The sequence below is a fragment of the Sphingobium sp. B7D2B genome, from assembly GCF_025961895.1.
Classification (GTDB): Bacteria; Pseudomonadota; Alphaproteobacteria; order Sphingomonadales; family Sphingomonadaceae; genus Sphingobium.
Map to the genome: position 1 here is coordinate 3086565 of NZ_JAOQOM010000001.1, position 20654 is coordinate 3107218.

At 64.7% G+C, this 20654-nt stretch carries 20 protein-coding genes; 16 read left to right on the forward strand and 4 right to left on the reverse strand.

Features of this window, described 5'->3' with window-relative positions; genetic code table 11:
* Positions 1–66: 66 nt before the first annotated feature.
* Both M2341_RS14265 and M2341_RS14270 read left to right on the forward strand, forming a co-directional pair.
* Positions 67–1020: a hypothetical protein gene (locus tag M2341_RS14265; RefSeq protein ID WP_264585681.1), complete on the forward strand. Its 954-nt coding sequence runs from the start codon at positions 67–69 to the stop codon at positions 1018–1020.
* Between the two features lie 192 nt (positions 1021–1212).
* A complete protein-coding gene (locus M2341_RS14270; protein WP_264585682.1) occupies positions 1213–2541 on the forward strand; it encodes an MFS transporter in 1329 nt (442 codons plus the stop codon).
* Between the two features lie 21 nt (positions 2542–2562).
* Here the strand turns inward: M2341_RS14270 and M2341_RS14275 are convergent, their stop codons facing one another.
* Positions 2563–3870 carry a sugar MFS transporter gene (locus M2341_RS14275; RefSeq protein ID WP_264585683.1) on the reverse strand — a complete coding sequence of 436 codons (1308 nt, stop codon included), beginning with the start codon at positions 3868–3870 and terminating at the stop codon, positions 2563–2565.
* Positions 3871–4043: 173 nt separating this feature from the next.
* Here M2341_RS14275 and M2341_RS14280 point away from each other — a divergent pair, with 173 nt between their 5' ends.
* The 4 genes from M2341_RS14280 (at position 4044) to M2341_RS14295 (ending at position 10255) form a co-directional block, all read left to right on the forward strand.
* Positions 4044–5153: an aldose epimerase family protein gene (locus tag M2341_RS14280; protein ID WP_413715565.1), complete on the forward strand. Its 1110-nt coding sequence runs from the start codon at positions 4044–4046 to the stop codon at positions 5151–5153.
* Positions 5150–6946: an IlvD/Edd family dehydratase gene (locus tag M2341_RS14285; protein ID WP_264585685.1), complete on the forward strand. Its 1797-nt coding sequence runs from the start codon at positions 5150–5152 to the stop codon at positions 6944–6946. The genes M2341_RS14280 and M2341_RS14285 overlap by 4 nt, the downstream gene beginning before the upstream one ends.
* A gap of 18 nt (positions 6947–6964) precedes the next feature.
* Positions 6965–7822 carry an SMP-30/gluconolactonase/LRE family protein gene (locus M2341_RS14290; protein WP_264585686.1) on the forward strand — a complete coding sequence of 286 codons (858 nt, stop codon included), beginning with the start codon at positions 6965–6967 and terminating at the stop codon, positions 7820–7822.
* Positions 7823–7951: 129 nt separating this feature from the next.
* Entirely contained in the window at positions 7952–10255 is a 2304-nt protein-coding gene (locus tag M2341_RS14295) for an arylsulfatase (RefSeq protein ID WP_264585687.1), read from the forward strand.
* A gap of 68 nt (positions 10256–10323) precedes the next feature.
* Here the strand turns inward: M2341_RS14295 and M2341_RS14300 are convergent, their stop codons facing one another.
* A complete protein-coding gene (locus M2341_RS14300; RefSeq protein ID WP_181560534.1) occupies positions 10324–10560 on the reverse strand; it encodes a twin transmembrane helix small protein in 237 nt (78 codons plus the stop codon).
* Positions 10561–10584: 24 nt separating this feature from the next.
* Positions 10585–11475: a tRNA glutamyl-Q(34) synthetase GluQRS gene (gene gluQRS / locus M2341_RS14305; protein ID WP_264585688.1), complete on the reverse strand. Its 891-nt coding sequence runs from the start codon at positions 11473–11475 to the stop codon at positions 10585–10587.
* Positions 11476–11571: 96 nt separating this feature from the next.
* On the opposite strand from gluQRS, the gene M2341_RS14310 reads away from it, so the two are divergent.
* Together M2341_RS14310 and murA are read left to right on the forward strand one after the other, a co-directional pair.
* Positions 11572–12138: an HNH endonuclease gene (locus M2341_RS14310; protein WP_264571216.1), complete on the forward strand. Its 567-nt coding sequence runs from the start codon at positions 11572–11574 to the stop codon at positions 12136–12138.
* A 62-nt stretch (positions 12139–12200) separates the two neighbouring features.
* On the forward strand, positions 12201–13484 hold the full coding sequence (gene murA / locus M2341_RS14315; protein WP_264573530.1) for a UDP-N-acetylglucosamine 1-carboxyvinyltransferase: 1284 nt from the start codon (positions 12201–12203) through the stop codon (positions 13482–13484).
* Positions 13485–13618: 134 nt separating this feature from the next.
* Here murA and M2341_RS14320 read toward each other — a convergent pair whose 3' ends face one another.
* Entirely contained in the window at positions 13619–15070 is a 1452-nt protein-coding gene (locus M2341_RS14320) for a sigma-54-dependent transcriptional regulator (protein ID WP_264579688.1), read from the reverse strand.
* Between the two features lie 147 nt (positions 15071–15217).
* Here M2341_RS14320 and M2341_RS14325 point away from each other — a divergent pair, with 147 nt between their 5' ends.
* From M2341_RS14325 to M2341_RS14360, 8 genes are all read left to right on the forward strand, one after another.
* The gene (locus M2341_RS14325; RefSeq protein ID WP_181560539.1) at positions 15218–15340 is read left to right on the forward strand and encodes an aa3-type cytochrome c oxidase subunit IV; all 123 of its coding nucleotides are present in this window, start codon (positions 15218–15220) and stop codon (positions 15338–15340) included.
* A gap of 23 nt (positions 15341–15363) precedes the next feature.
* A complete protein-coding gene (locus M2341_RS14330) occupies positions 15364–16500 on the forward strand; it encodes a Re/Si-specific NAD(P)(+) transhydrogenase subunit alpha (protein ID WP_264585689.1) in 1137 nt (378 codons plus the stop codon).
* Between the two features lie 24 nt (positions 16501–16524).
* Positions 16525–16809 (forward strand): NAD(P) transhydrogenase subunit alpha, encoded by a 285-nt coding sequence (locus tag M2341_RS14335; protein WP_264573533.1) that lies wholly within the window; start codon positions 16525–16527, stop codon positions 16807–16809.
* Positions 16809–18227, forward strand: coding sequence for an NAD(P)(+) transhydrogenase (Re/Si-specific) subunit beta (locus M2341_RS14340; protein ID WP_264585690.1), 1419 nt, complete (start codon positions 16809–16811; stop codon positions 18225–18227). Before M2341_RS14335 ends, M2341_RS14340 begins: the two co-directional genes overlap by 1 nt.
* Positions 18228–18246: 19 nt before the next feature.
* Positions 18247–18942, forward strand: a complete 696-nt coding sequence (locus M2341_RS14345) for an aspartate/glutamate racemase family protein (RefSeq protein ID WP_264585691.1) — start codon at positions 18247–18249, stop codon at positions 18940–18942.
* An 89-nt stretch (positions 18943–19031) separates the two neighbouring features.
* Positions 19032–19628 (forward strand): nuclear transport factor 2 family protein, encoded by a 597-nt coding sequence (locus M2341_RS14350; RefSeq protein ID WP_264585692.1) that lies wholly within the window; start codon positions 19032–19034, stop codon positions 19626–19628.
* A 22-nt stretch (positions 19629–19650) separates the two neighbouring features.
* Entirely contained in the window at positions 19651–20187 is a 537-nt protein-coding gene (locus tag M2341_RS14355) for a nuclear transport factor 2 family protein (protein ID WP_264579693.1), read from the forward strand.
* Positions 20188–20202: 15 nt separating this feature from the next.
* Positions 20203–20631, forward strand: a complete 429-nt coding sequence (locus M2341_RS14360) for a VOC family protein (protein WP_264585693.1) — start codon at positions 20203–20205, stop codon at positions 20629–20631.
* The last annotated feature ends 23 nt before the right edge of the window (positions 20632–20654 follow it).

Consider the following 20654-nt stretch of genomic DNA (forward strand, 5'->3'; position numbering starts at 1 on the left):
CGCATGGCGGAGCGTTTGCCCTTTCAGCCGAAGGGAACCGCAAGCGATGCCCAAAGGGAGACGAGCATGAACCGACTGAGCCAGATTTCCTCGATTGCCGCGCTCACCCTCATCCTTGCAGGATGCCAGGTGTCGCCCGATGCGGACAATCAGGCCAATGGCATGAACGCGGCGCAGGCAGACGAAGCCCTTGATAACGCGCTCAATGCCAATGACAGCGGCACCACTTCGGTACAACCGGAATTTCTCGGCACGCTCGTTCCCCCTGCCCCTGGCGAGCAGGGCGGCCTGCCCGATGACCGCACCCCGCTCAACGAGGCGGCCGCGCGCGTGCCGACCAGCGTCGAGGCTTCCGGCGCGACCATCCAGCTTTGGGGCCTCGCGCTGGCGCAGGGCCGCTTTGGCGATGCCTACCGGCTCTACGCCGAGTCCGGGCGGGGCAGCGGCATGACGGAGGCCCAGTTTTCGAGCGCCTATAACCGCTACAGCGATGTGCAGGTTCTGGTCGGCCGGCCCCAGTCGACCAGCAATCAGCGCGTGAAGGTGCCGGTGCAGATGTACGGTCGCATGCGCGAGGATGGTCGCCCGTTCAACATGATCGGCACGATGACATTGGTGCGCAACCCGGGCGGACAGAGAGGCGAGAGCGGCCAGATGGCCTGGCTCATCGCGGAATCGGATCTCTCGCCGCGCGGCACGGTGAAGATCATCCCGCCGGGCGGCGAGACAGGCGGCGGCGCCATTCCGCAGGCCTTCCGGGGCAACTGGTCGTCCAGCGCCGCGGCATGCGGCAAGCCCGGCGACAATATGCGGCTAGCGGTGGGCGCGGACGACCTCACCTTCTACGAGAGCGTGGGCAAGGTGACGCAAGCCCGCCCGCTCTCGCCCAATCGCCTGAGCGTCACCGCCACTTACTCGGGCGAGGGCGAAAGCTGGACGGATACGGCCGCGCTGACTCTCTCCGGCGGGGGCGACGTGTTGACCATCGGGTCCGTCAAGCGCGTGCGCTGCCCGAGCTAATGCCCGGCACGGCGCCAGCGCAATAGCAGGACATTTAACGGCCAGCGTTTGAACAGCCGGGTACAGAAATGTCCGGAATGAGAGCCTTGCCTGCGTCGGCGATCCGCTTTACCCCGCCCTCGCCGCTCTGTTTTGTCAGACAGTATCCGCCTCCGAAGGGGCGGACATGCAGCGCCGGCAGGGAGAGGCGCGATGAGTCAAACCACGAGGCTGTTGGCAGGCCGGCTTCGCTGGGGCGTCCTCGCAGTGCTGTTTGGCGTCACCGTCATCAATTATGCGGACCGGGCGATCCTCTCGCTGGCGGCGCCTTTGATGACGCGCGATCTCGATATCGATCCGCTGCAACTCGGCATCGTCTTCTCGGCCTTTGGCTGGTCCTATGTCGCGGCGCAGCTGCCGGGCGGATGGTTGCTCGACCGGTTTGGCGTTCGGCGCGTTTATCTCGTCGCCATTGTCGGATGGTCGCTATTCACGGCCGCGCAAGGGCTGGTGGTATTTCTCTCAGGCGCCGCCGCGATCACGACGCTCTTCCTGCTCCGGCTTCTCGTCGGCTTGGCCGAAGCCCCATCCTTCCCCGGTAATGCGCGGATCGTCGCGAGCTGGTTCCCGGCCAGCGAACGCGGCCGCGCCACCGCCATTTTCACCTCCGCGCAATATTGCGCGACGATCCTGTTCGCGCCCATCATGGCCTGGATCATCGGGGTCATCGGCTGGCCGGAGGTCTTCCTGTTCATGGGCGGGGTCGGGCTGGTTGCGGCCATGGCCTGGGCGCGCACGGTTCACGAGCCGCATCGTCACCCGCGCATCCAGCCCGCAGAGCTCGCACTGATCGTCGATGGCGGCGCCTTGATCGAAAAGGCCGAGCCAGCCGGGCGGCCAAATGGCGAGACGGCGCGGCACGTGCGGGCCCTCATTCTCGCCCCGTCGCTCTGGGGACTCTATCTCCACCAGTTCTGCGTGAACGCCCTCACCTATTTCTTCATCACCTGGTTCCCAGTCTATCTCGTGCAGGAGCGTGGCCTCTCGATCATCGAGACCGGGCTGATGACCGCCATTCCGTCGATCTGCGGCTTTCTTGGCGGCTTGCTGGGCGGCCTGTGGTCCGACTGGCTGCTCAAGCGCGGGCATAGCCTCACGCTGGCCCGCAAACTCCCCATCGTCACCGGCATGATGGGCTCACTCGCCATTCTCGGCTGCAATTACACCAGCGCGCAGACAATGATCATGATCTTCATGAGCCTGGCCTTTTTCGGCAAGGGCTTCGGCGCGCTGGGGTGGGCCGTCATGTCCGATATCGCGCCACCTGGTGCGGCGGGCTTGAGCGGCGGCATCTTCAACATGTTCGGCAACATGTCATCCATCGTGACGCCGATCGTGATCGGCTTCATCCTGCAGCAGACGCAATCTTTCGAGCTGGTGCTGATCTTCCTCGCCGGCTGCGGCTTCACGGCCGCCTTCAGCCTGCTCTTCCTGTTCGGCAAGGTCGAGCGCATGAAAGCGCTCGCCCCTACCACTGGATAAATCAAAGCAATTTAGTCAGAGTTATTCCTCGATCGGCTGTGGCTCGGGCAAGGCGTTGGTCGGCTTCGCCCCCCACAACGCATAGAACAGCACGTAGAGTTCGCACGCCGCCGTCAGCAGGAAGGACATTTGCAGGCCATAGCTGTCCGCCAGCCAGCCCTGCACGATGACCAGCGCGCCGCCGGCAATTGCCATGATCAGCAAGCCCGAGCCTTCCTCAGTCAACGGTCCCAGCCCCTTGATGCCGAGCGTGAAGATGGTCGGGAACATGATCGAGTGGAAGAAGCCCACGAGGATCAAGGCCCACATCGCCGCAGGGCCGGTGGTGAAGACCGTGACCAGCATCACGACGAACGCACCGATGGAGAAGGCCGCCAGCACTGTCTCCGCCGGAATCTTCTGCATGATCGCCGAACCGACGAAGCGGCCGACCATCATCCCGCCCCACAGGAAGGTGAGGTAGCGACCGGCCTGCTCATGGGTGAGGTTGGCGATGTGCGGCTGACTGACGAAGTTGACGAACAGATTGGCGACGCCGATCTCGGCAATCAAATAAATGAAGATCGCCGGCACGCCGAACACCAGATTGCGGTGCCGCCAGAGCGAGTGGTTGCGGCGCTCCTCCTTGCTCGCGCGATTGGCGGCCGACCCCATGGCGGGCAACGGAAAGCGCGCAATGACGATGGCGAGCCCGATCAGCACCACCGCGACGAGGCCATAAGGCAGGATCACCGATTGCGCATCGGCAAGGCGCTCCGCCTGAGTGAGCACAACGCCCGCTTCCGCCGTGCCGCCCTTGGAGCGTCCGAGGATCAGATAGGCTCCGAACAAAGGCGCAAACATCGTGCCCGCCGAGTTCATGGCCTGCACGAGATTGAGGCGCGAGGATGCCGTTTCCGGCGAGCCGACCACCGCGACATAGGGATTGGCAGCCACCTGGAGCAGCGTGATGCCGCTCGCGATCACAAAGAGCATTACGAGGGTGACGCCATAAGATGGCAGGCTAGCGGCGAGCATCATGCCCAGCGAGCCTGCCGCCATCACCAGCAAGCCAACGACCAGCGATTTCTGGTAGCCGATCCGCTTGATCAGCCAGGCAGATGGGATCGACGCCACGAAATAGGCGATGAACCAGACCGATTCGATCAGCGTCGTCTGCGTATAATTGAGATCGAACACGCTGCGCAGATGCGGCAGCAGCGTGTTGTTGATGACAGTGATGAAACCCCACATGAAAAACAGGCTGGCCAACAGCACCAGGGCCGGGGTGTAATTGACCCCGCCGCTGTCCCTGCTCACCCCATTTGCAACCCCTGCCGGTCCGGCCATCGGCTCCATCCCCTCATCAATTTTGCCGGGGCGTTTTCGCCGGAATGTCGGCTTGCGTCAATGTCATTTGTCTGACTATAAACCCGCACAGCGCGAACAGAGACAAAAGGATTGGGGCAGGGATGCGACGTGCATATTGGATAGCGATCATCTCCGGAACACTGGCGATGGCGATGTCGGCTTCCGTGGTTCAGGCCGCCGAGGCGCACCGTGCGGCTGCCGGCACCCTGGCCGATGGCACCGCCATTGAGGCGATCACGCTCAAGAACGCGCAAGGCGTGGAAGCGAAGATCATCACTTATGGCGCCACGCTGCAGTCGCTGCTCGTCCCCGGGCGAGACGGCAAGCGGGCTGATGTCGTGCTCGGGTTCGACAGTGCGGCCCAATATGAGGCGCACCCCAATTATCTCGGCGTTACCGTCGGGCGGTTCGCCAACCGCATCGCCAATGGCCGGTTCGCGCTGGATGGCAAGACCTACCAGCTGACGCAAAATGACGGGACCAATTCGCTGCATGGCGGCGGCAAGGGCTTCGATCGCGCCGTATGGAAGATCGTCTCGGTGGAGAGCGGCCCGACCGCGCGTGTCGTGCTCGCCCATGTCAGCCCGGATGGCGATGCCGGCTACCCCGGCAAGCTGGACGTTACCACCACGTACACGCTGGATGAGAGCGGCGCGCTGGGCATTGCCTTCGAGGCCAGGACGGACAAGCCAACCATCGTGAACATGACCAACCATGCGCTGTTCAACATGGCCGGCGAGGAGACACCCGGCGGCGCGCTCGACCAGTTGCTGACCATACCCGCCAAGGCCTTCACGCCCGTCGATACCAAGCTGATCCCCACCGGCGAGCTGCGCCCGGTGGCCGGCACGCCGTTCGACTTTCGTAAGCCGCGCCGCATCGCGCAGGACATTCGCGATGGCCGGGACGACCAGATCCGCGCCGGCCGCGGCTATGACCATAATTTCGCGCTCGACAAGGGCGTGACGGCCAAGCCCGAACTGGCCGCCCGGCTTGAAGACCCCGCCTCCGGCCGCGTGCTCGAAGTGCTGACGACCGAGCCGGGCGTGCAATTCTATGCCGGCAATTTTCTGGATGGCACGGTCCCCGGCAAGAGCAGCCGCCTGTATCGCATGGGGGATGGCATCGCGCTCGAACCGCAGAAATTCCCGGATGCGCCGAACCATCCCGATTTCATTTCCGCCCGCGTCGATCCCGGTAAGCCCTATCGGCATGCCATGATCTACCGCGTTTCAATCCAGCAGGGCACGCACCACAAATGACAGACGCCAAAGGCTCGCGCCTGCGCTCGCGCGCATGGTTCGACAATGAAGACAATATCGACATGACGGCGCTCTATCTGGAGCGTTACCTGAACTTCGGCCTCAGCCTCGAGGAACTGCGCTCGGGCAAGCCGATCATCGGCATCGCCCAGACCGGCAGCGACCTCTCGCCCTGTAACCGCCACCATCTCGTGCTGGCCGAGCGGGTGCGCGAGGGCATTCGCGAGGCCGGCGGCATCGCCATCGAATTCCCCGTCCACCCCATTCAGGAGACGGGCAAGCGACCGACAGCCGGGCTGGACCGCAACCTCGCCTATCTCGGTCTGGTGGAGGCGCTGTACGGCTACCCGTTCGATGGCGTGGTGCTGACCACCGGCTGCGACAAGACCACGCCCGCCGCACTGATGGCCGCCGCCACGGTGAACATTCCCGCGATTGCGCTCTCCGTCGGCCCGATGCTGAACGGCTGGCATGAGGGCGAGCGCACCGGATCGGGCACGATCGTGTGGAAAGCGCGGCAGATGCTCGCCGCCGGCGAGATCGACGATGAAGGCTTTATCAAGCTCGTTGCCTCCTCGGCCCCATCGACCGGCTATTGCAACACCATGGGCACGGCGACGACCATGAACAGCCTGGCCGAGGCGCTGGGCATGATGCTGCCCGGCTCTGCCGCGATTCCGGCGCCTTATCGCGACCGGCAGGAAGTCGCCTGGCGCACCGGCAAGCGTATCGTCGAGATGGTGTCGGAAGACCTCAAGCCGTCCGACATCCTGACGCTCGATGCCTTCCACAACGCCATCGTGGTCAATTCGGCCATCGGCGGCTCGACCAATGCGCCCATCCACCTCGCGGCGATTGCGCGGCATATCGGCGTCGATCTGCCGCTCAAGGATTGGGAGCGGCTGGGCCACAAGGTGCCGCTGCTGGTCAATCTCCAGCCGGCCGGCGAGTATCTCGGCGAGGATTATTATCGCGCTGGTGGCGTGCCCGCCGTGGTCGCGCAGCTCATCCGCCACGGCCTGATCCGCGAAGGCGCGCTGACCGTGAACGGCGCCAGCATGGGCGACAATTGCCGGGATGCGCGGATCATGGACGAGCGGGTGATCCATCCGTTCGAGCAGCCGCTGGTCGAGGACGCCGGCTTTCTGGTGATGAGCGGCAATCTGTTCGATGCTGCCATCATGAAGACCAGCGTGATCAGCCAGGAATTCCGCGACCGCTACCTCTCCAACCCGGACGCACCGGGCGTGTTCGAAGGCCCGGCCATCGTGTTCGATGGACCCGAGGATTATCACAAGCGCATCGACGATCCCGCCACCGGCATTACCGAGAACACGCTGCTGTTCATGCGCGGCGCCGGTCCCATCGGCTATCCCGGCGCGGCGGAGGTGGTGAACATGCGGCCACCGGCCTATCTCATCACGGAAGGGATCAGTGCCCTCCCCTGCATCGGCGACGGGCGCCAGTCCGGCACCAGTGCCAGCCCGTCGATCCTCAATGCCAGCCCGGAAGCGGCGGCCATGGGCGGACTCGCCCTGCTGCGCGACGGCGACCGGGTGCGCATGGACCTGAATGCCTGCACGGTGGATGTGCGGATCTCCGACACGGAGCTTGCCGAGCGGCGTGAAGCCCTGATAGCCAAGGGTGGCTATGCCTATCCCGCGTCCCAGACCCCATGGCAGGAGATCCAGCGTTCGCTCGTCGGGCAGTTGGACAAGGGCGCGATTCTGGAAGGCAGCGAGCAGTTCCAGCGCATCGCGCAAACCCAGGGCCTGCCGCGCGACAATCACTAAGGCCGAAAGGGCAGCAGGATGACGGGCTGGCGGATCGTCGCGCGCGCCGTGCGCGATGAGCTTGGCGAGGGAACGCTGTGGAGCGCACGCGACAACGCACTCTACTGGACGGACATTCTCGCGCCAGCCCTCAACCGGCTCTCGCTCACCGATGGCACGGTTGACCGTTGGGCGATGCCGGAACGGCTCGGCTGGGTGGTGGAGCGCGATCCGGGCGGCTTCATCGCCGGGTTCGAGAGCGGCTTTGCGCGGCTCTCGCTCGATCCGCTCACCATCGAGCCGATCGGCAACCCCGAGCCGCATCTGCCGGACAATCGCATGAACGACGGCAAGGCCGACGCCAGCGGAACGATCTGGTGCGGCACCATGCACAGCCGGATCGAGGGTGAAAGCGGCACGCTCTACCGGTTCACGCCGGATGGTCGCTGGACGCCGATGGACAGCGGCTACACCGTCACCAACGGTCCTGCCTTCTCGACCTGCGGCCGCTGGCTCTACCATACCGACACCATGCGCGGCCTCATCTACCGGTTCGCGCGCACGCCCGATGGCGGCATCGCCGACCGCGAGGTCTTCATCCGCTTCTGCGAGCGAGATGGCGGGCCGGACGGCATGACCGTCGATGCCGAGGACGGGCTGTGGGTCGCGCATTGGGGCGCCGGCCGGGTGAGCCGCTTCCGCCCCGATGGCACCCTGGATCATAGCATTTCGCTACCCGCCTCCCAGATCACCAATGTCGCCTTTGCCGGTGAACGGCTCGACCGAATGTTCGTCACCTCTGCCGCGACCGGTCTGCCTCCGTCCGACTATGACGGCGCCCTGTTCGAGATCGAGACGCGGTTCAAGGGTGTCGCGCCGGGCCTCTTTCCGGCCTGACATCGACGCCAAGCCTCATCCGTCCTGCCCTGATCCTATTAGCGAGTAGCTATAACTTATAGCCTCACAGGCCGTTGCTTCTATCTGCCTCTCCGCATGACAAGGTGGTTCAAAATAGGGAGAGGAACGATGAGCTATTCAAGGAAGATGGCGTCCAAGGCCGCGTGGCGTGGCGCCAGCCGGCTGATTATCGCGGCATGTGCGGGCCTTGGGCTTTCCGCCGCGATGGCACAACAAGGCGCGAATTCGCAGCAGGCGTCGCCGCCGGTCGGCCCTGACTGGACCTATTATCCGCAGCCGACCAAGGCCCCCAAGGGTGCCCCCAATATCATCCTCGTCCTTATGGACGATGTGGGCTTCAGCGCCTCCACCTCTTATGGCGGCCCCATTCCGACGCCGGTGTTCGACAGTCTCGCTGCCTCCGGCCTGCGCTACACGCGCTTCCACACCACCGCCATGTGCTCGCCGACGCGCGCCGCATTGCTCACCGGCCGCAACCACCATGCCGTCGGCAACGCTTCGATCTCCAACGTGTCAATCGATGCCCCGGGCTACAGCTCCGTGATGCCGGACAGCGCCGCGACGCTGGGCCGGGTGCTGCGCGACAATGGCTATGACACGTCGTGGTTCGGCAAGAACCACAATATCCCCGACTGGGAGACCGGGCCGATGGGTCCGTTCAAGCGCTGGCCGATTGGCCTGGGCTTCGATTATTTCTACGGGTTCAACGGCGCGGGTGCCGATCAGTTCAACCCGACCATTGTCGAGAATATCAACCCCGTGCGGCGCGACCGGACGGACGATAATTACATCTTCGACCGTGACATGACCGACAAGATGCTGGGCTGGCTGGGCGCGCAGCAGGCGCAGGACCCGAACAAGCCCTTCTTCCTCTATGTCGCGCCCGGCGCCATGCACGGCCCGCAGCAGGCCCCGGCCGATTGGGTAGCCAAGTTCAAGGGCAAGTTCGACATGGGCTGGGACAAAATGCGCGACCAGATTTTCGCGCGTCAGAAAGCCATGGGCATCATCCCCAAGGACGCCCGCATGGCGCCGCCCCTGCCCGGCGTGCCGCGCTGGGATAGCCTGCCTGCCGATCAGAAGGCGCTTTACGCGCATATGATGGAAGTGGCCGCCGCGCAGCTTGCCTTCTTCGACAATCAACTGGGTCGCGTGATCGAGCGGGTGCGTCAGGATGGCGAGTTGGACAACACGCTAGTGATCTTCATCAACGGCGATAACGGCGCGGCGCTGCACAATATGTACGGCTCGATCAACGCTTACTCGCAGTTCGCCGGCATCAAGGAAACGCCCGAGACGCTGCTGCCGCAGAAGGACAAGTTCGGTACGGAGGAGAGCTTCGGCAACTACCCGGTCGGCTGGGGCTATGCGCTCAACACGCCCTACCCATGGGGCAAGACGGTCGCCTCCCAGCTCGGCGGGCTGCGTGTGGGGATGGTCGTCTCCTGGCCTGACAAGATCAAGGACAAGGGCGGCATCCGCACCCAGTTCAGCCATGTCATCGACATCGCGCCGACCATCTATGACGTGGTGGGGATTACCCCGCCGGCCACGGTGGACGGTGTGGCCCAGCAGCCGATCGACGGCATTTCGATGAAGTACAGTTTCGATGCCCCCAAGGCCCCGTCGCAACGGCGCGAGCAGTATTTCGAGATGCTGGGGAGCCGCGGTTATTACAAGGATGGCTGGTTCGCCGGCACCGAGGTCAATTGGGAACCATGGGGACCGAACAAGACCGACCCGACCAAGGCCGGCTGGGAGCTGTATAATCTCAACGAGGACTGGTCGCAGACCCGCAACGTCGCCGCGCAGTATCCCGACAAGCTGGCCGAACTGAAGGCGGACTTCGAGGCGGCGGCCCAGAAGTTCCATGTCTATCCGCTCTCGGCCGACTTCTTCGAGCGGCTGAACTACAAATATCGCCCCAACGCCCTCGCGCCCGAGCGGACGCGCACTTATTATACGAGCGACATCCGCTATCCGGCCGTGACCTTCCCGGAACTCAACCCCAACTGGACTGCCGAAGCCCGCGTCAAACTCAGCGGATCAGCGGTCAGCGGGCCAATTCTGACCCAAGGCGCCAAGTTCGCGGGTTATACGCTCGCGATGGAGAACGGCGTGCCGGTCTTCACCTACAACCCCTCGGGCCGCGCGCAGGAACGCAAGGTCCTGCGGGGCACCCAGGCGCTCGGTGCGGGCGACCATGTGATCACCGCCCAGATCGCCCCGGCGAGCGAAGGGCTGACGATCTCCTTGCTAGTCGACGGCAAGTCGCAAGCAACAGCTTCGATCCCCCGCGTCATCAAGATCGTGACCGGCGAAGCGATGATCGGCCACGCGCTGATCGATGATCGCACGGGGCCGCTGAACTTCCCCGATACGATCGAGAAGGTGACGATCACCAGCTACTGAGACCAGCACTTGCCCATGGCCGCCTGCCTATCGGTGGGCGGCCATGTCATTTGGGGTATGCAGGCCGCTTAGCGGCCGCTGTTGACCAGCAGCAAAATGGCCACGATCAGGATCGCGAGTGCCTGGAAGGTCACGCGGCCCATCATCGCCTTGTTCTGGCGCAGGCTGGACTGGCTCGGGCCGGTGCCATCGCCTTTCAGCTCCGCCTCGGTCGTGCGCAGGAACGTCACGATGCCGCGAACGAGCATGAAAAGTGCGCCTAGCATGGCGAGCACCAGCAGGATGATCATGAGGGCATTGCCCATAGCTTGTCTCCTTGTGGCCCCGATTTAGGAGGCTTCGACCCTGATTCCAACCGGAAAGCGGCCAGCCCGCAAATCTTCCGCGAGCGCCGGGCCGGAAAGGCCCTGATCGCGCAGCTCCGCAAGGCTCAGGCCATCGGCGCGCTTGGCAAGGCGCTTGCCCGCCGCATCCACGATCAGCCGGTGATGCCGGTAGCGCGGACTGGGCAGGCCGAGCAACGCCTGCAGGGTGCGATGGGCGTGGGTGGAGGCGAACACGTCCCGCCCCCGAATGACATGCGTGACGCCCTGCGCCGCATCGTCCACCACCACAGCAAGATGATAGCTGGCCGGCCGGTCCCGCCCCTTGATGATCAGGTCGCCCAGCGCATCCGGCTCGACCGGGACCGTACCGGCAAAATCATCCTGCCAGACCAGCGGACCGGTGCGCGCCAGCGCCGCGCCCATGTCCAGCCGCCAGCTATGCGGATCACCCGCCGCGATCCGTGCGGCGCGCTCGCCCGGCGACAGCGCTCGGCAGGTGCCGGGATACAGCGGCCCGTCGGCGCCATGCGGGGCGTGCAGGCTCGCGGCCAATTCCCGCGCGATATCGCCGCGCGTGCAGAAGCAGGGATAGACGACGCCCGATGCCTTGAGTCGCTCCAGCGCCTGCTCATAGGCATCGAAGCGCGTCGACTGGATCAGCAACCCATCCCAGCCGATGCCGAGCCACTGCAGGTCTTCATAGATGCCCTCGGTAAACGCGGGCCGGCAGCGGGTGACGTCGGTATCCTCGATGCGCAGCAGGAAGGTGCCGTCATTTTCCCGCGCGAAGTCATGAGCCTGCAACGCCGACCAGCCATGGCCGATGTGCAGGCGCCCGGTCGGGCTGGGCGCGAAACGGGTCACCACATGTCGTGGAGAGTCGTTTTCCATCATACAAGGCCTTGACGAAGACTCATCGTCTCTGCTGTCATATGCACGTCACGCTTCTCTTGGAGAGAGTGCGGCGAAACGAAAGGGGCAAGAGCGCGCATGTATCATCCCGATCGAATACGCCATCCAGAAAATTGCCCGGCGCTCGTGTTGAACGCCGACTACACCCCGCTTTCTTATTATCCGCTGAGCCTCTGGCCCTGGCAAACCGCCATCAAGGCGGTTTTTTTGGATCGGGTGGACATCGTCTCCAGCTATGAGCAGGAAGTTCATTCGCCGAGTTTCCAGATGCAAATCCCCTCGGTGATCGCGCTCAAGCAATATGTGCGGCCGAGCGAGCACCCCGCCTTCACCCGCTTCAACCTCTTCCTGCGCGACAAATTCTCCTGCCAATATTGCGGATCGACTAAGGATCTCACCTTCGATCATGTCGTGCCGCGCCGCGCCGGTGGTCGCACGACCTGGGAGAATGTCGCGACGGCCTGCTCGCCGTGCAACCTCAAGAAAGGCGGGCGCACCCCGCGCGAGGCGCATATGCCGCTGCGCCAAATGCCGATCCGCCCGACGACCTGGCAATTGCAGGACCATGGCCGCGCCTTCCCGCCCAACCATCTGCACGAGAGCTGGCACGACTGGCTCTACTGGGATGTCGAACTGCTGGCCTGAGCCAGGGAACCCGTCTCCGCCCTGCCCCTTGCACGCGGCTCTGGAGCCGCTAAGAAGCCGCGATGGACCGTATCCTCATCCGCGGCGGCAAGCCGCTCTCCGGCAAACTCCCCATCTCCGGCGCGAAGAACGCCGCGCTGACGCTGCTGCCTTGCGCGCTGCTGACCGAGGAGCCGGTGACCCTGCGCAACCTGCCCCGTCTGGCGGACGTGGACAGCTTCGGCCATCTGCTCAACCAGCTTGGCGTATCGACCACCATCGAGGGATCCCGGCAGGAAGATTTCGGCCGGGTGATGACGCTCAAGGCCGCGCGCGTCACCTCATCGGTCGCGCCCTATGACATCGTGCGCAAGATGCGCGCCTCCATCGTCGTGCTGGGGCCACTGCTGGCGCGCACCGGCGAGGCGACCGTGTCGTTGCCCGGCGGCTGCGCCATCGGCAACCGCCCCATCGACTTCCACCTGCGCGCGTTCGAGACGCTGGGCGCGACGATCGAGATGGCCAATGGCTATGTCCGCGCCATTGCGCCGGATGGTGGCCTTAAGGGCGCGCTCGTCACCCTGCCCTTCCCCTCGGTCGGCGCCACCGAGAACACGCTGATGGCCGCCGCGCTCGCCAATGGCGAGACGATCATCGAGAATGCCGCGCGCGAGCCTGAGATTGTCGACCTGTGCGGCCTGCTTGTCGCCATGGGTTGCGAGATCGAGGGCATCGGTACGGACCGGATCGTCATCCACGGCAAGCAGCGCCTCTATGGCACCACCTATCGGGTGATGGCAGACCGCATCGAGGCGGGAAGCTATGCCTGCGCCGCTGCGATCACCGGCGGGGAGCTGGATCTGATCGGTGCCAATGCCGACGACATGCACGCGATCCTCAAGGGCCTGCGCGATGCCGGCGTCCACATTGAGGAAAGCAAGACCGGCATCAAGGTCGCGGCCGATGGCCCGCTCAAGCCGCTGACGCTGACCACCGCGCCGCACCCCGGCTTCCCCACCGACATGCAGGCGCAATTCATGGCGATGCTGACGCTGGCCGGTGGCGCGAGCGTGCTCACCGAAACGATCTTCGAGAACCGCTACATGCATGTGCCCGAGCTGGCCCGCATGGGCGCGGATATCACCGTGAACGGCCGCACCGCCGTGGTGCGCGGCGTCGAGAAGCTGACCGGCGCCCCCGTGATGGCAACCGACCTGCGCGCCTCGATGAGCCTGATCCTCGCCGGCCTCGCCGCACAGGGAGAGACGGTGGTGAGCCGCGTCTACCATCTCGACCGGGGCTATGAGCGGCTGGAAGAGAAATTGAGCGCAGTCGGCGCCGACATCGAGCGCGACAGCGACGGCTAAGCCCCCGCCGCAGGTCTGCACGGCGTTTTAATCGCTAATCTTTAGTCATTCCCGCGAACGCGGGAATGACGGTGATTGAAATCGGCGGATGACTCGCCGCCGATCTTACCCGCAAAGGGGTAAGAGCGGCCCTCTCAGGCCGCCGTATCGATGCCCAGTTCCGCCAGCTTGCGGTAGAGGGTCGAGCGGCCGATGCCGAGGCGGCGCGCCACTTCCGTCATGCGGCCGCGATAATGGCCGATGGCGAGGCGAATGACGTCGGCCTCGATATCAGCCAACGCGCGCAAATGGCCGTTCGGCTCGTAGAGCGTGACGCCAATGCCACTTTCCTGCGCGTTGCGGACCATGGGCGTGACCTGCCCGTTCTCGCGCCGCACCGGCTCGCTCTGGTTGAGCTTGCCGGAGAGTTGCGGGAAATCGGCGGCCGTGAGGGCATCCCCCTCGCACAGCACAGCCGCGCGGAAGAGCGTGTTGTGCAACTGACGGACATTGCCCGGCCAATCGTGCAGGGCGAGCAGGTTGATCGCCTCATTGGTGATGCCGAGGCTGCGCATCCCCGGCTGCGCCACGACGCGCTCCAGCAGATGACGCGCCAGCGCAGGAATATCGCCACGACGATCCCGCAGCGGCGGAATGGTCAGCTGGACGACGTTGAGGCGGTAATAGAGGTCTTCGCGGAAACGCCCCGCCTCCACCTCGTCAAGCAGGCGCTTGTTGGTCGCCGCGATCACGCGGACATCGACCTGACTGGGCAGGCGCGCGCCGACGGGCTGGATCTCGCCGTCCTGCAACACCCGCAACAGCTTGACCTGCGCATCGAGCGGCAATTCGCTGATCTCATCGAGGAAAATGGTGCCGCCATTGGCGGTGCTGAACTTGCCGACATGCCGATCAAACGCGCCGGTGAAGGCCCCGCGTTCATGACCGAACAGGTCCGATTCGACCAGATTGGACGGAATCGCACCGCAATTGACCGTCACCATGGGCGCGCGGGCGCGCGGACTGGCGGCGTGGATGGCATGGGCGATGACTTCCTTGCCGACACCGCTTTCCCCCTCGATGAGGATGGGCACGCGGGCACGCGCCGCCTTGGCCGCGATGGCGAGGGCAGAGCGGAAGGTGGGCGAGGAGCCGACAATCTCGTCGAAGCCGAGCGGCGCCCGGTTCTTCTCGGTCAGCGGGCGCAGTTCACCCGCACTACCGGCATGGTTGAGCGCAGCTTGCAGCGCGCTCAGGAAACTGTCCGGCGCGATCGGCTTGATGAGGAAATCATGCGCGCCGGCCCGCATCGCATCCACCGCCCGCTCGGCAGAGCCATTGGCGGTGATGACCAGAACCGGCAATTGCGGGCGACGGACGCCGATGGCACGGATGAGGTCGCTGGCCTCGCCTTCCTGCGTCCAGTCGTCGATCATCACGGCATTGATGCGCGCGCCTTCACGGGACTCGAGCAGCTCGAGCGCGTCCTCCGCCGTGCTTGCGCTCATCGCGCGCCAGCCCGCCCGATGCGCCATGGCAATATTGAGTCGGCGCTGCGCCGGCTCATCATCGACCAGCAGCAGAACAGGATTTTCGGGATCGGTCATGCTCTCTTCCGCTCGTTGCAGCCGACGGAATTAAAGAGAGGGGGTAAAGAGGCTGTTAAGCCGACCTGTCTTTGCGGCAAGCTGCTTGAGGCCGCCAAATAATGCCGCTAGGACATTGCGAAGACGACAATCTGGAACAGGATAGCCATGGCGCACGAACAGGACATGAATCAGGCAACCGGCAGCTACAGCGGCTTCGTGACGCTGATGAAGTGGGGCACGATTCTCAGCGCAATCGCCGCGCTCATCGTCATCATGATCATCGCCTGATCCCTCCGAACGGGGGGATGTTCATGAAAATCGCCGTCATTCGCGAGACCGCCGCTGGCGAGCGGCGCGTGGCCGCGTCGCCCGAAACCGTCCGCAAGTTCAAGGCGCTCGGTGCGGAGCTGGCGGTGGAAACGGGCGCGGGCCTTTCTGCCAGCGTCTCCGATGCGGAGTATGAGGCCGCGGGAGCGACGGTGACCGACCGGGCTGCCGCCGTGCAGGACGCGGGCATTATCCTGTGCGTGCAGGGGCCGGAGCCCGAGAGCATTGCGGGCGCGGCGCCGGGCGCATGGCTGGTCGGATCGCTCAATCCCTTTGGCGAGCGCGCGCGGATCGATCGTTATGCGGCGGCCGGGCTGGAAGCGCTGGCCATGGAGTTCATGCCGCGCATCACCCGCGCGCAGAGCATGGACATTCTCTCCTCCCAGTCCAACCTCTCGGGCTACAAGGCGGTGCTGGACGCCGCCGCCGAATATGGCCGCGCCTTCCCGATGATGATGACGGCGGCCGGCACCGTTTCCGCCGCACGCGTCTTCGTGATGGGCGTAGGCGTCGCGGGGCTGCAGGCCATCGCCACCGCCCGCCGGCTCGGCGCGCAGGTGAGCGCGACGGACGTGCGCGCCGCGACCAAGGAACAGATCGAATCGCTCGGCGCCAAGCCGATCTTCGTCGATGCGGTGAAGGGCATCGAGGGCGAAGGCAGCGGCGGCTATGCCACCGAGATGTCGCCGGAATATCAGCAGGCGCAGGCCGAGCTGGTCTCCAGCCATATCGCCAAGCAGGACATCGTGATTACCACCGCGCTGATCCCCGGTCGTGCAGCCCCGCGCCTGATCTCGGACGCGCAGATCGCCTCGATGAAGCCGGGCAGCGTGATCGTGGACCTTGCCGTCGAACAGGGCGGCAATGTCGAAGGCGCGGTGCCAGGCGAAATCGTGGAGCGCCATGGCGTGAAGATCGTCGGCCACCGCAATGTTCCCTCGCGCCTCGCGGCGGACACCTCGGCGCTGTTCGCGCGCAATCTCTATAATTTCCTTTCCGCTTATTGGGACAAGGAGGCCAACGCCCCGGTGCTGCCGGATGACGACGAGATCGTAAAAGGCATCCGCATCACCCAGGGCGGCAAGGTGGTGAATGAGAGGCTGCAGACAAGCAGCACCTAGTCTCCATGGGAGGGGACCAGAATCATGGACTTCATTGCAATTCTTTCGATCTTCGTGCTGGCCTGCTTCGTCGGCTATTATGTCGTGTGGTCGGTCACGCCTGCACTGCATACGCCGCTGATGGCGGTGACCAACGCGATTTCCTCGGTCATCATCGTCGGCGCGCTCATCGCGGCGGCGGAGGCTGGCAATCCGCTGGCTGAGTGGCTGGGGCTGATCGGTGTGGTGCTGGCCTCGATCAACATCTTCGGCGGCTTTGCCGTGACCGAGCGGATGCTGGCGATGTACAAGAAGAAGGAGCGCAAGTGATGCTGGCGTTCCTGCCTGTCGGGCCGCTGGCGGCCCTCGCCTATCTCATTTCCGGCGTGCTGTTCATTCTGGCGCTGCGCGGCCTTTCCAACCCGGAGAGCAGCCGGCGCGGCAATCGCTTCGGCATGCTCGGCATGTTCATCGCCGTGGGCACCACCGTGGCGACGCATGATGCGGTCGCAATGCCGCGCATCGGCATCGCGATCATCATCGGCGGCGTGCTCGGTTTCGTGATCGCGCGGCGGATCGCCATGACGGCCATGCCACAGCTCGTCGCGGCCTTTCACAGCCTTGTCGGCCTTGCCGCCGTGCTGGTCGGCGTCGCCGCCTTCCTCAGCCCGGTGTCCTTCGGCATTGCTGACGAGCTGACCGGCGCGATCCATGCCGCCAGCCGCATCGAGATGGCGCTGGGCGTGGCAATCGGCGCGATCACTTTCTCGGGCTCGGTCATCGCCTTTCTCAAGCTCAACGGCAATATGAGCGGCAAGCCGATCCTGCTGCCGGGGCGCCACATCATCAACATCGGCACGCTGCTGGCGATCCTCTTCTTCACCTACGGCTTCTGGCACAGCCAGGCGCCGATGGACTTCTGGATCATCCTCGTCCTCGCCTTCGTCATCGGCTTCCTGCTCATCATCCCCATCGGCGGGGCCGACATGCCGGTCGTGGTCTCGATGCTGAACAGCTATTCGGGCTGGGCCGCCGCCGCCATGGGCTTCACGCTCGGCAACAGCGCGATGATTATCACCGGGGCGCTGGTCGGCTCCTCGGGCGCGATCCTCAGCTACATCATGTGCAAGGCGATGAACCGCAGCTTCCTGTCCGTGATCGCCGGCGGGTTCGGCGCAGAAGCGGCGAGCGGCGATAGCGAGGCCAAGGAGCAGCGCCCATGGAAGCGCGGCAGCGCGGAAGACGCGGCGTTCCTGATGAAGCAGGCGGACAGCGTCATCATCGTGCCGGGCTATGGCATGGCCGTCTCCCAGGCGCAGCACGCGCTGCGCGAGATGGGCGACATGCTCAAGGCGGAGGGCGTGAGCGTCAAATATGCCATCCACCCGGTGGCAGGCCGCATGCCCGGCCATATGAACGTGCTGCTGGCCGAAGCGAATGTGCCTTATGACGAGGTGTTCGAGCTGGAGGACATCAACAGCGAATTCGCGCAGACCGACGTCGCCTTCGTCATCGGCGCCAATGACGTGACCAATCCCGCGGCCAAGACGGACAAGTCCTCGCCGATCTACGGCATGCCGATCCTCGATGTGGCCAACGCCAAGACCGTGCTGTTCGTGAAGCGCTCCATGGGCGGCGTGGGCTATGCGGGGGTGGACAATGACGTGTTCTACATGGACAACACCATGATGCTGCTCGCCGATGCCAAGAAGATGGTCGAAGAGATCGTCAAATCGCTCGGGCACTGACACGCAAGATGGAGTTTTGATGCGCAAGCTTGGACTGATCGGTGGCATCTCCTGGACGTCCACGGCCCGCTATTACGACCTCATCAACCGCTCCGTGCAACGCGAGCTGGGCGGGCTGCACAGCGCGACCCTGCTGATTGACAGCCTCGACTTTGCCGATGTCGCCCGCTGCGCCTCGGCCAATGACTGGGATTGCGGGGCCGGCCACATGGTCGGCGCAGCCAAGCGCATGCAGGCCGCTGGTGCGGAAGCGCTGATGATCTGCGCCAACAGCCTACACAAGGTGGTGCCGCAGATCGGGGCGAGCGTGGACCTGCCGGTCATCCACATCATCGACGAGATCGGCGCGCGGCTGAAGGCGGACAAGGTGAAATCGGTCGCGCTGGTCGGCACCAGCAATGTGATGAGCGACCGCGATTATCGCCAGCATCTGGTGCAGGAAGGCGGCGTCTCACTGCTGCCAGCCGAGGCCGATCTGGCCGAGGGCATCGATAAGCTCGTCTATACCGAGCTGGCGGCCGGCATCATCACCCGCGAGGCCGAGCGCTACATGAAGACCGAGCTGACCAACATCGCCAAGGAGGATGTGCAGGCCGTGGTTCTCGCCTGCACGGAGCTCGACCTGATCGTGGACGTGAACGCCAATGTGCTGCCGATCTACGACAGCACGACCATCCATGCCGAGGCCGGCGCCCGCTTCGTGCTGGGCAAATAGCCGGACCGCTTTGGGCTTGTGCCGGGGTTCGCGCCGGGCGATACATACGGTCCTAATGGTTTAAAAGACCAAGCGAGAGGATCTGCCCGATGCGAGTCTCCCCGACCAAGATCTCGTTGCCTTTGATCGCCGCTGCGCTGTTGCTGGGCACGGCGCCTGCTCATGCTCAGATGCGTGCACTCAATGACGCGGTGGTGGCGCATCCCGACCCCGAATCGCTGTTCACGAGTCCCGACCCGAAGCTGCATCGCAACAAGCAGACCGCGCTCAAGATCGTGAAGGAGTTGCTGGAGGCCAATCACTGGGACCGCGCGCCGCTGTACCTCACCGATCGCTACATCCAGCATAATCCGATGGCGGGTTCAGGCCTCAAGGCCGTGATGGACTTCTTCATGAACGTCGCCAAGCGCACGCCCACGCCGATCCCTGAGAAGATGAAGACGCCGGTGGTGGCGGTGCAGGCCGAGGGTGATTTTGTGACGGTCAGCTTCGTGCGGGAAGTGCCCTATCCCAACGATCCTTCCAAGACCTACACGACGACCTGGTTCGACATGTGGCGCTTTGTCGATGGCAAGGCCGACGAGCATTGGGACCCGGCGACGCTGCCCGCCGCCCCGCCGCCCGCCGCAGCCCCGACGGCCGCGCCCGCCGCGCCGTCCCAGCCCGTGCCGCCGCCGGCCGGCTGAACCATAAACAGGGAGAGGACAGATGACGACACGCACAACTCTGACCGGCGTGGCGCTGAGCGCACTCATGCTGGTCGCTCAGCCTGCCCCGCTGCTCGCGCAACATGCCGGGCATGGCGATCAGGCCGATCACGCCCGCATCCTTCAGGAAGTGCAGGATCGCACCCAGATCGAGAAGCTGATGTGGGATTATGTGCGCGCGGCAGACAGCCTGAATGCGGATGCCTACGCCGCGCAGTTTACGCCCGACGGCGCCTTCAACGACGTCAAGGGCAGCGAAGCGCTGCGCAAGATGATCACCGCCATGAAGACCAGCCAGGAGGAGCGCCGGGCCAAGGGCGAGCATATCGGCGCGATGCACCACATGATGAGCAACCAGACCATCACCTTCATCGACCGCGACCATGCGCAGGTGAATTACTACTGGCAGACGGTGTTCGCCGACCGCGCGCTCAATCCTCCGCCGCGCCTCGCCGCCGCCGGTCGCGGACGCGACGACGTGGTGCGCGTTAACGGCAAGTGGCTGATCCAGCTGCGCAATGTCGCGGTAAAGGACTGACAGCGGAGGCCGCCCGTGCAGCAACAGATCGCCGTCATCACGCTGGGCATCGGCGATCTAGCACGCGCGCGGCGCTTTTATAGCGTGGGTTTCGGCTGGACGCCGGTGTACGAGGGGGAGGACATCCTCTTCTACCAGATGAATGGCTTCGTCCTCGGCCTCTGGGCGAAGGAGGCGCTGGCGCAGGACATGCAGCGCACGGTGGCTGGTGACGGGCCCACCGCCCCTTTCGCGCTGGCGCATAATGTCGCGACGCAGGCGGAGGTCGCGCCGCTGATTGCCCGGCTTGTCGAGGCCGGCGGCGAGCTGCTGCGCGCCGCCGACGCGCCGCCCCATGGCGGGATGCGCGGCTATGTTGCCGATCCTGACGGCCATGCCTGGGAGATTGCGTGGAACCCGGCCTGGCCGATCGATGCCGAGGGGCGCGTGACCTTCGCGCTTTGAATGGGGGTTAAGCTGTTTGTGCG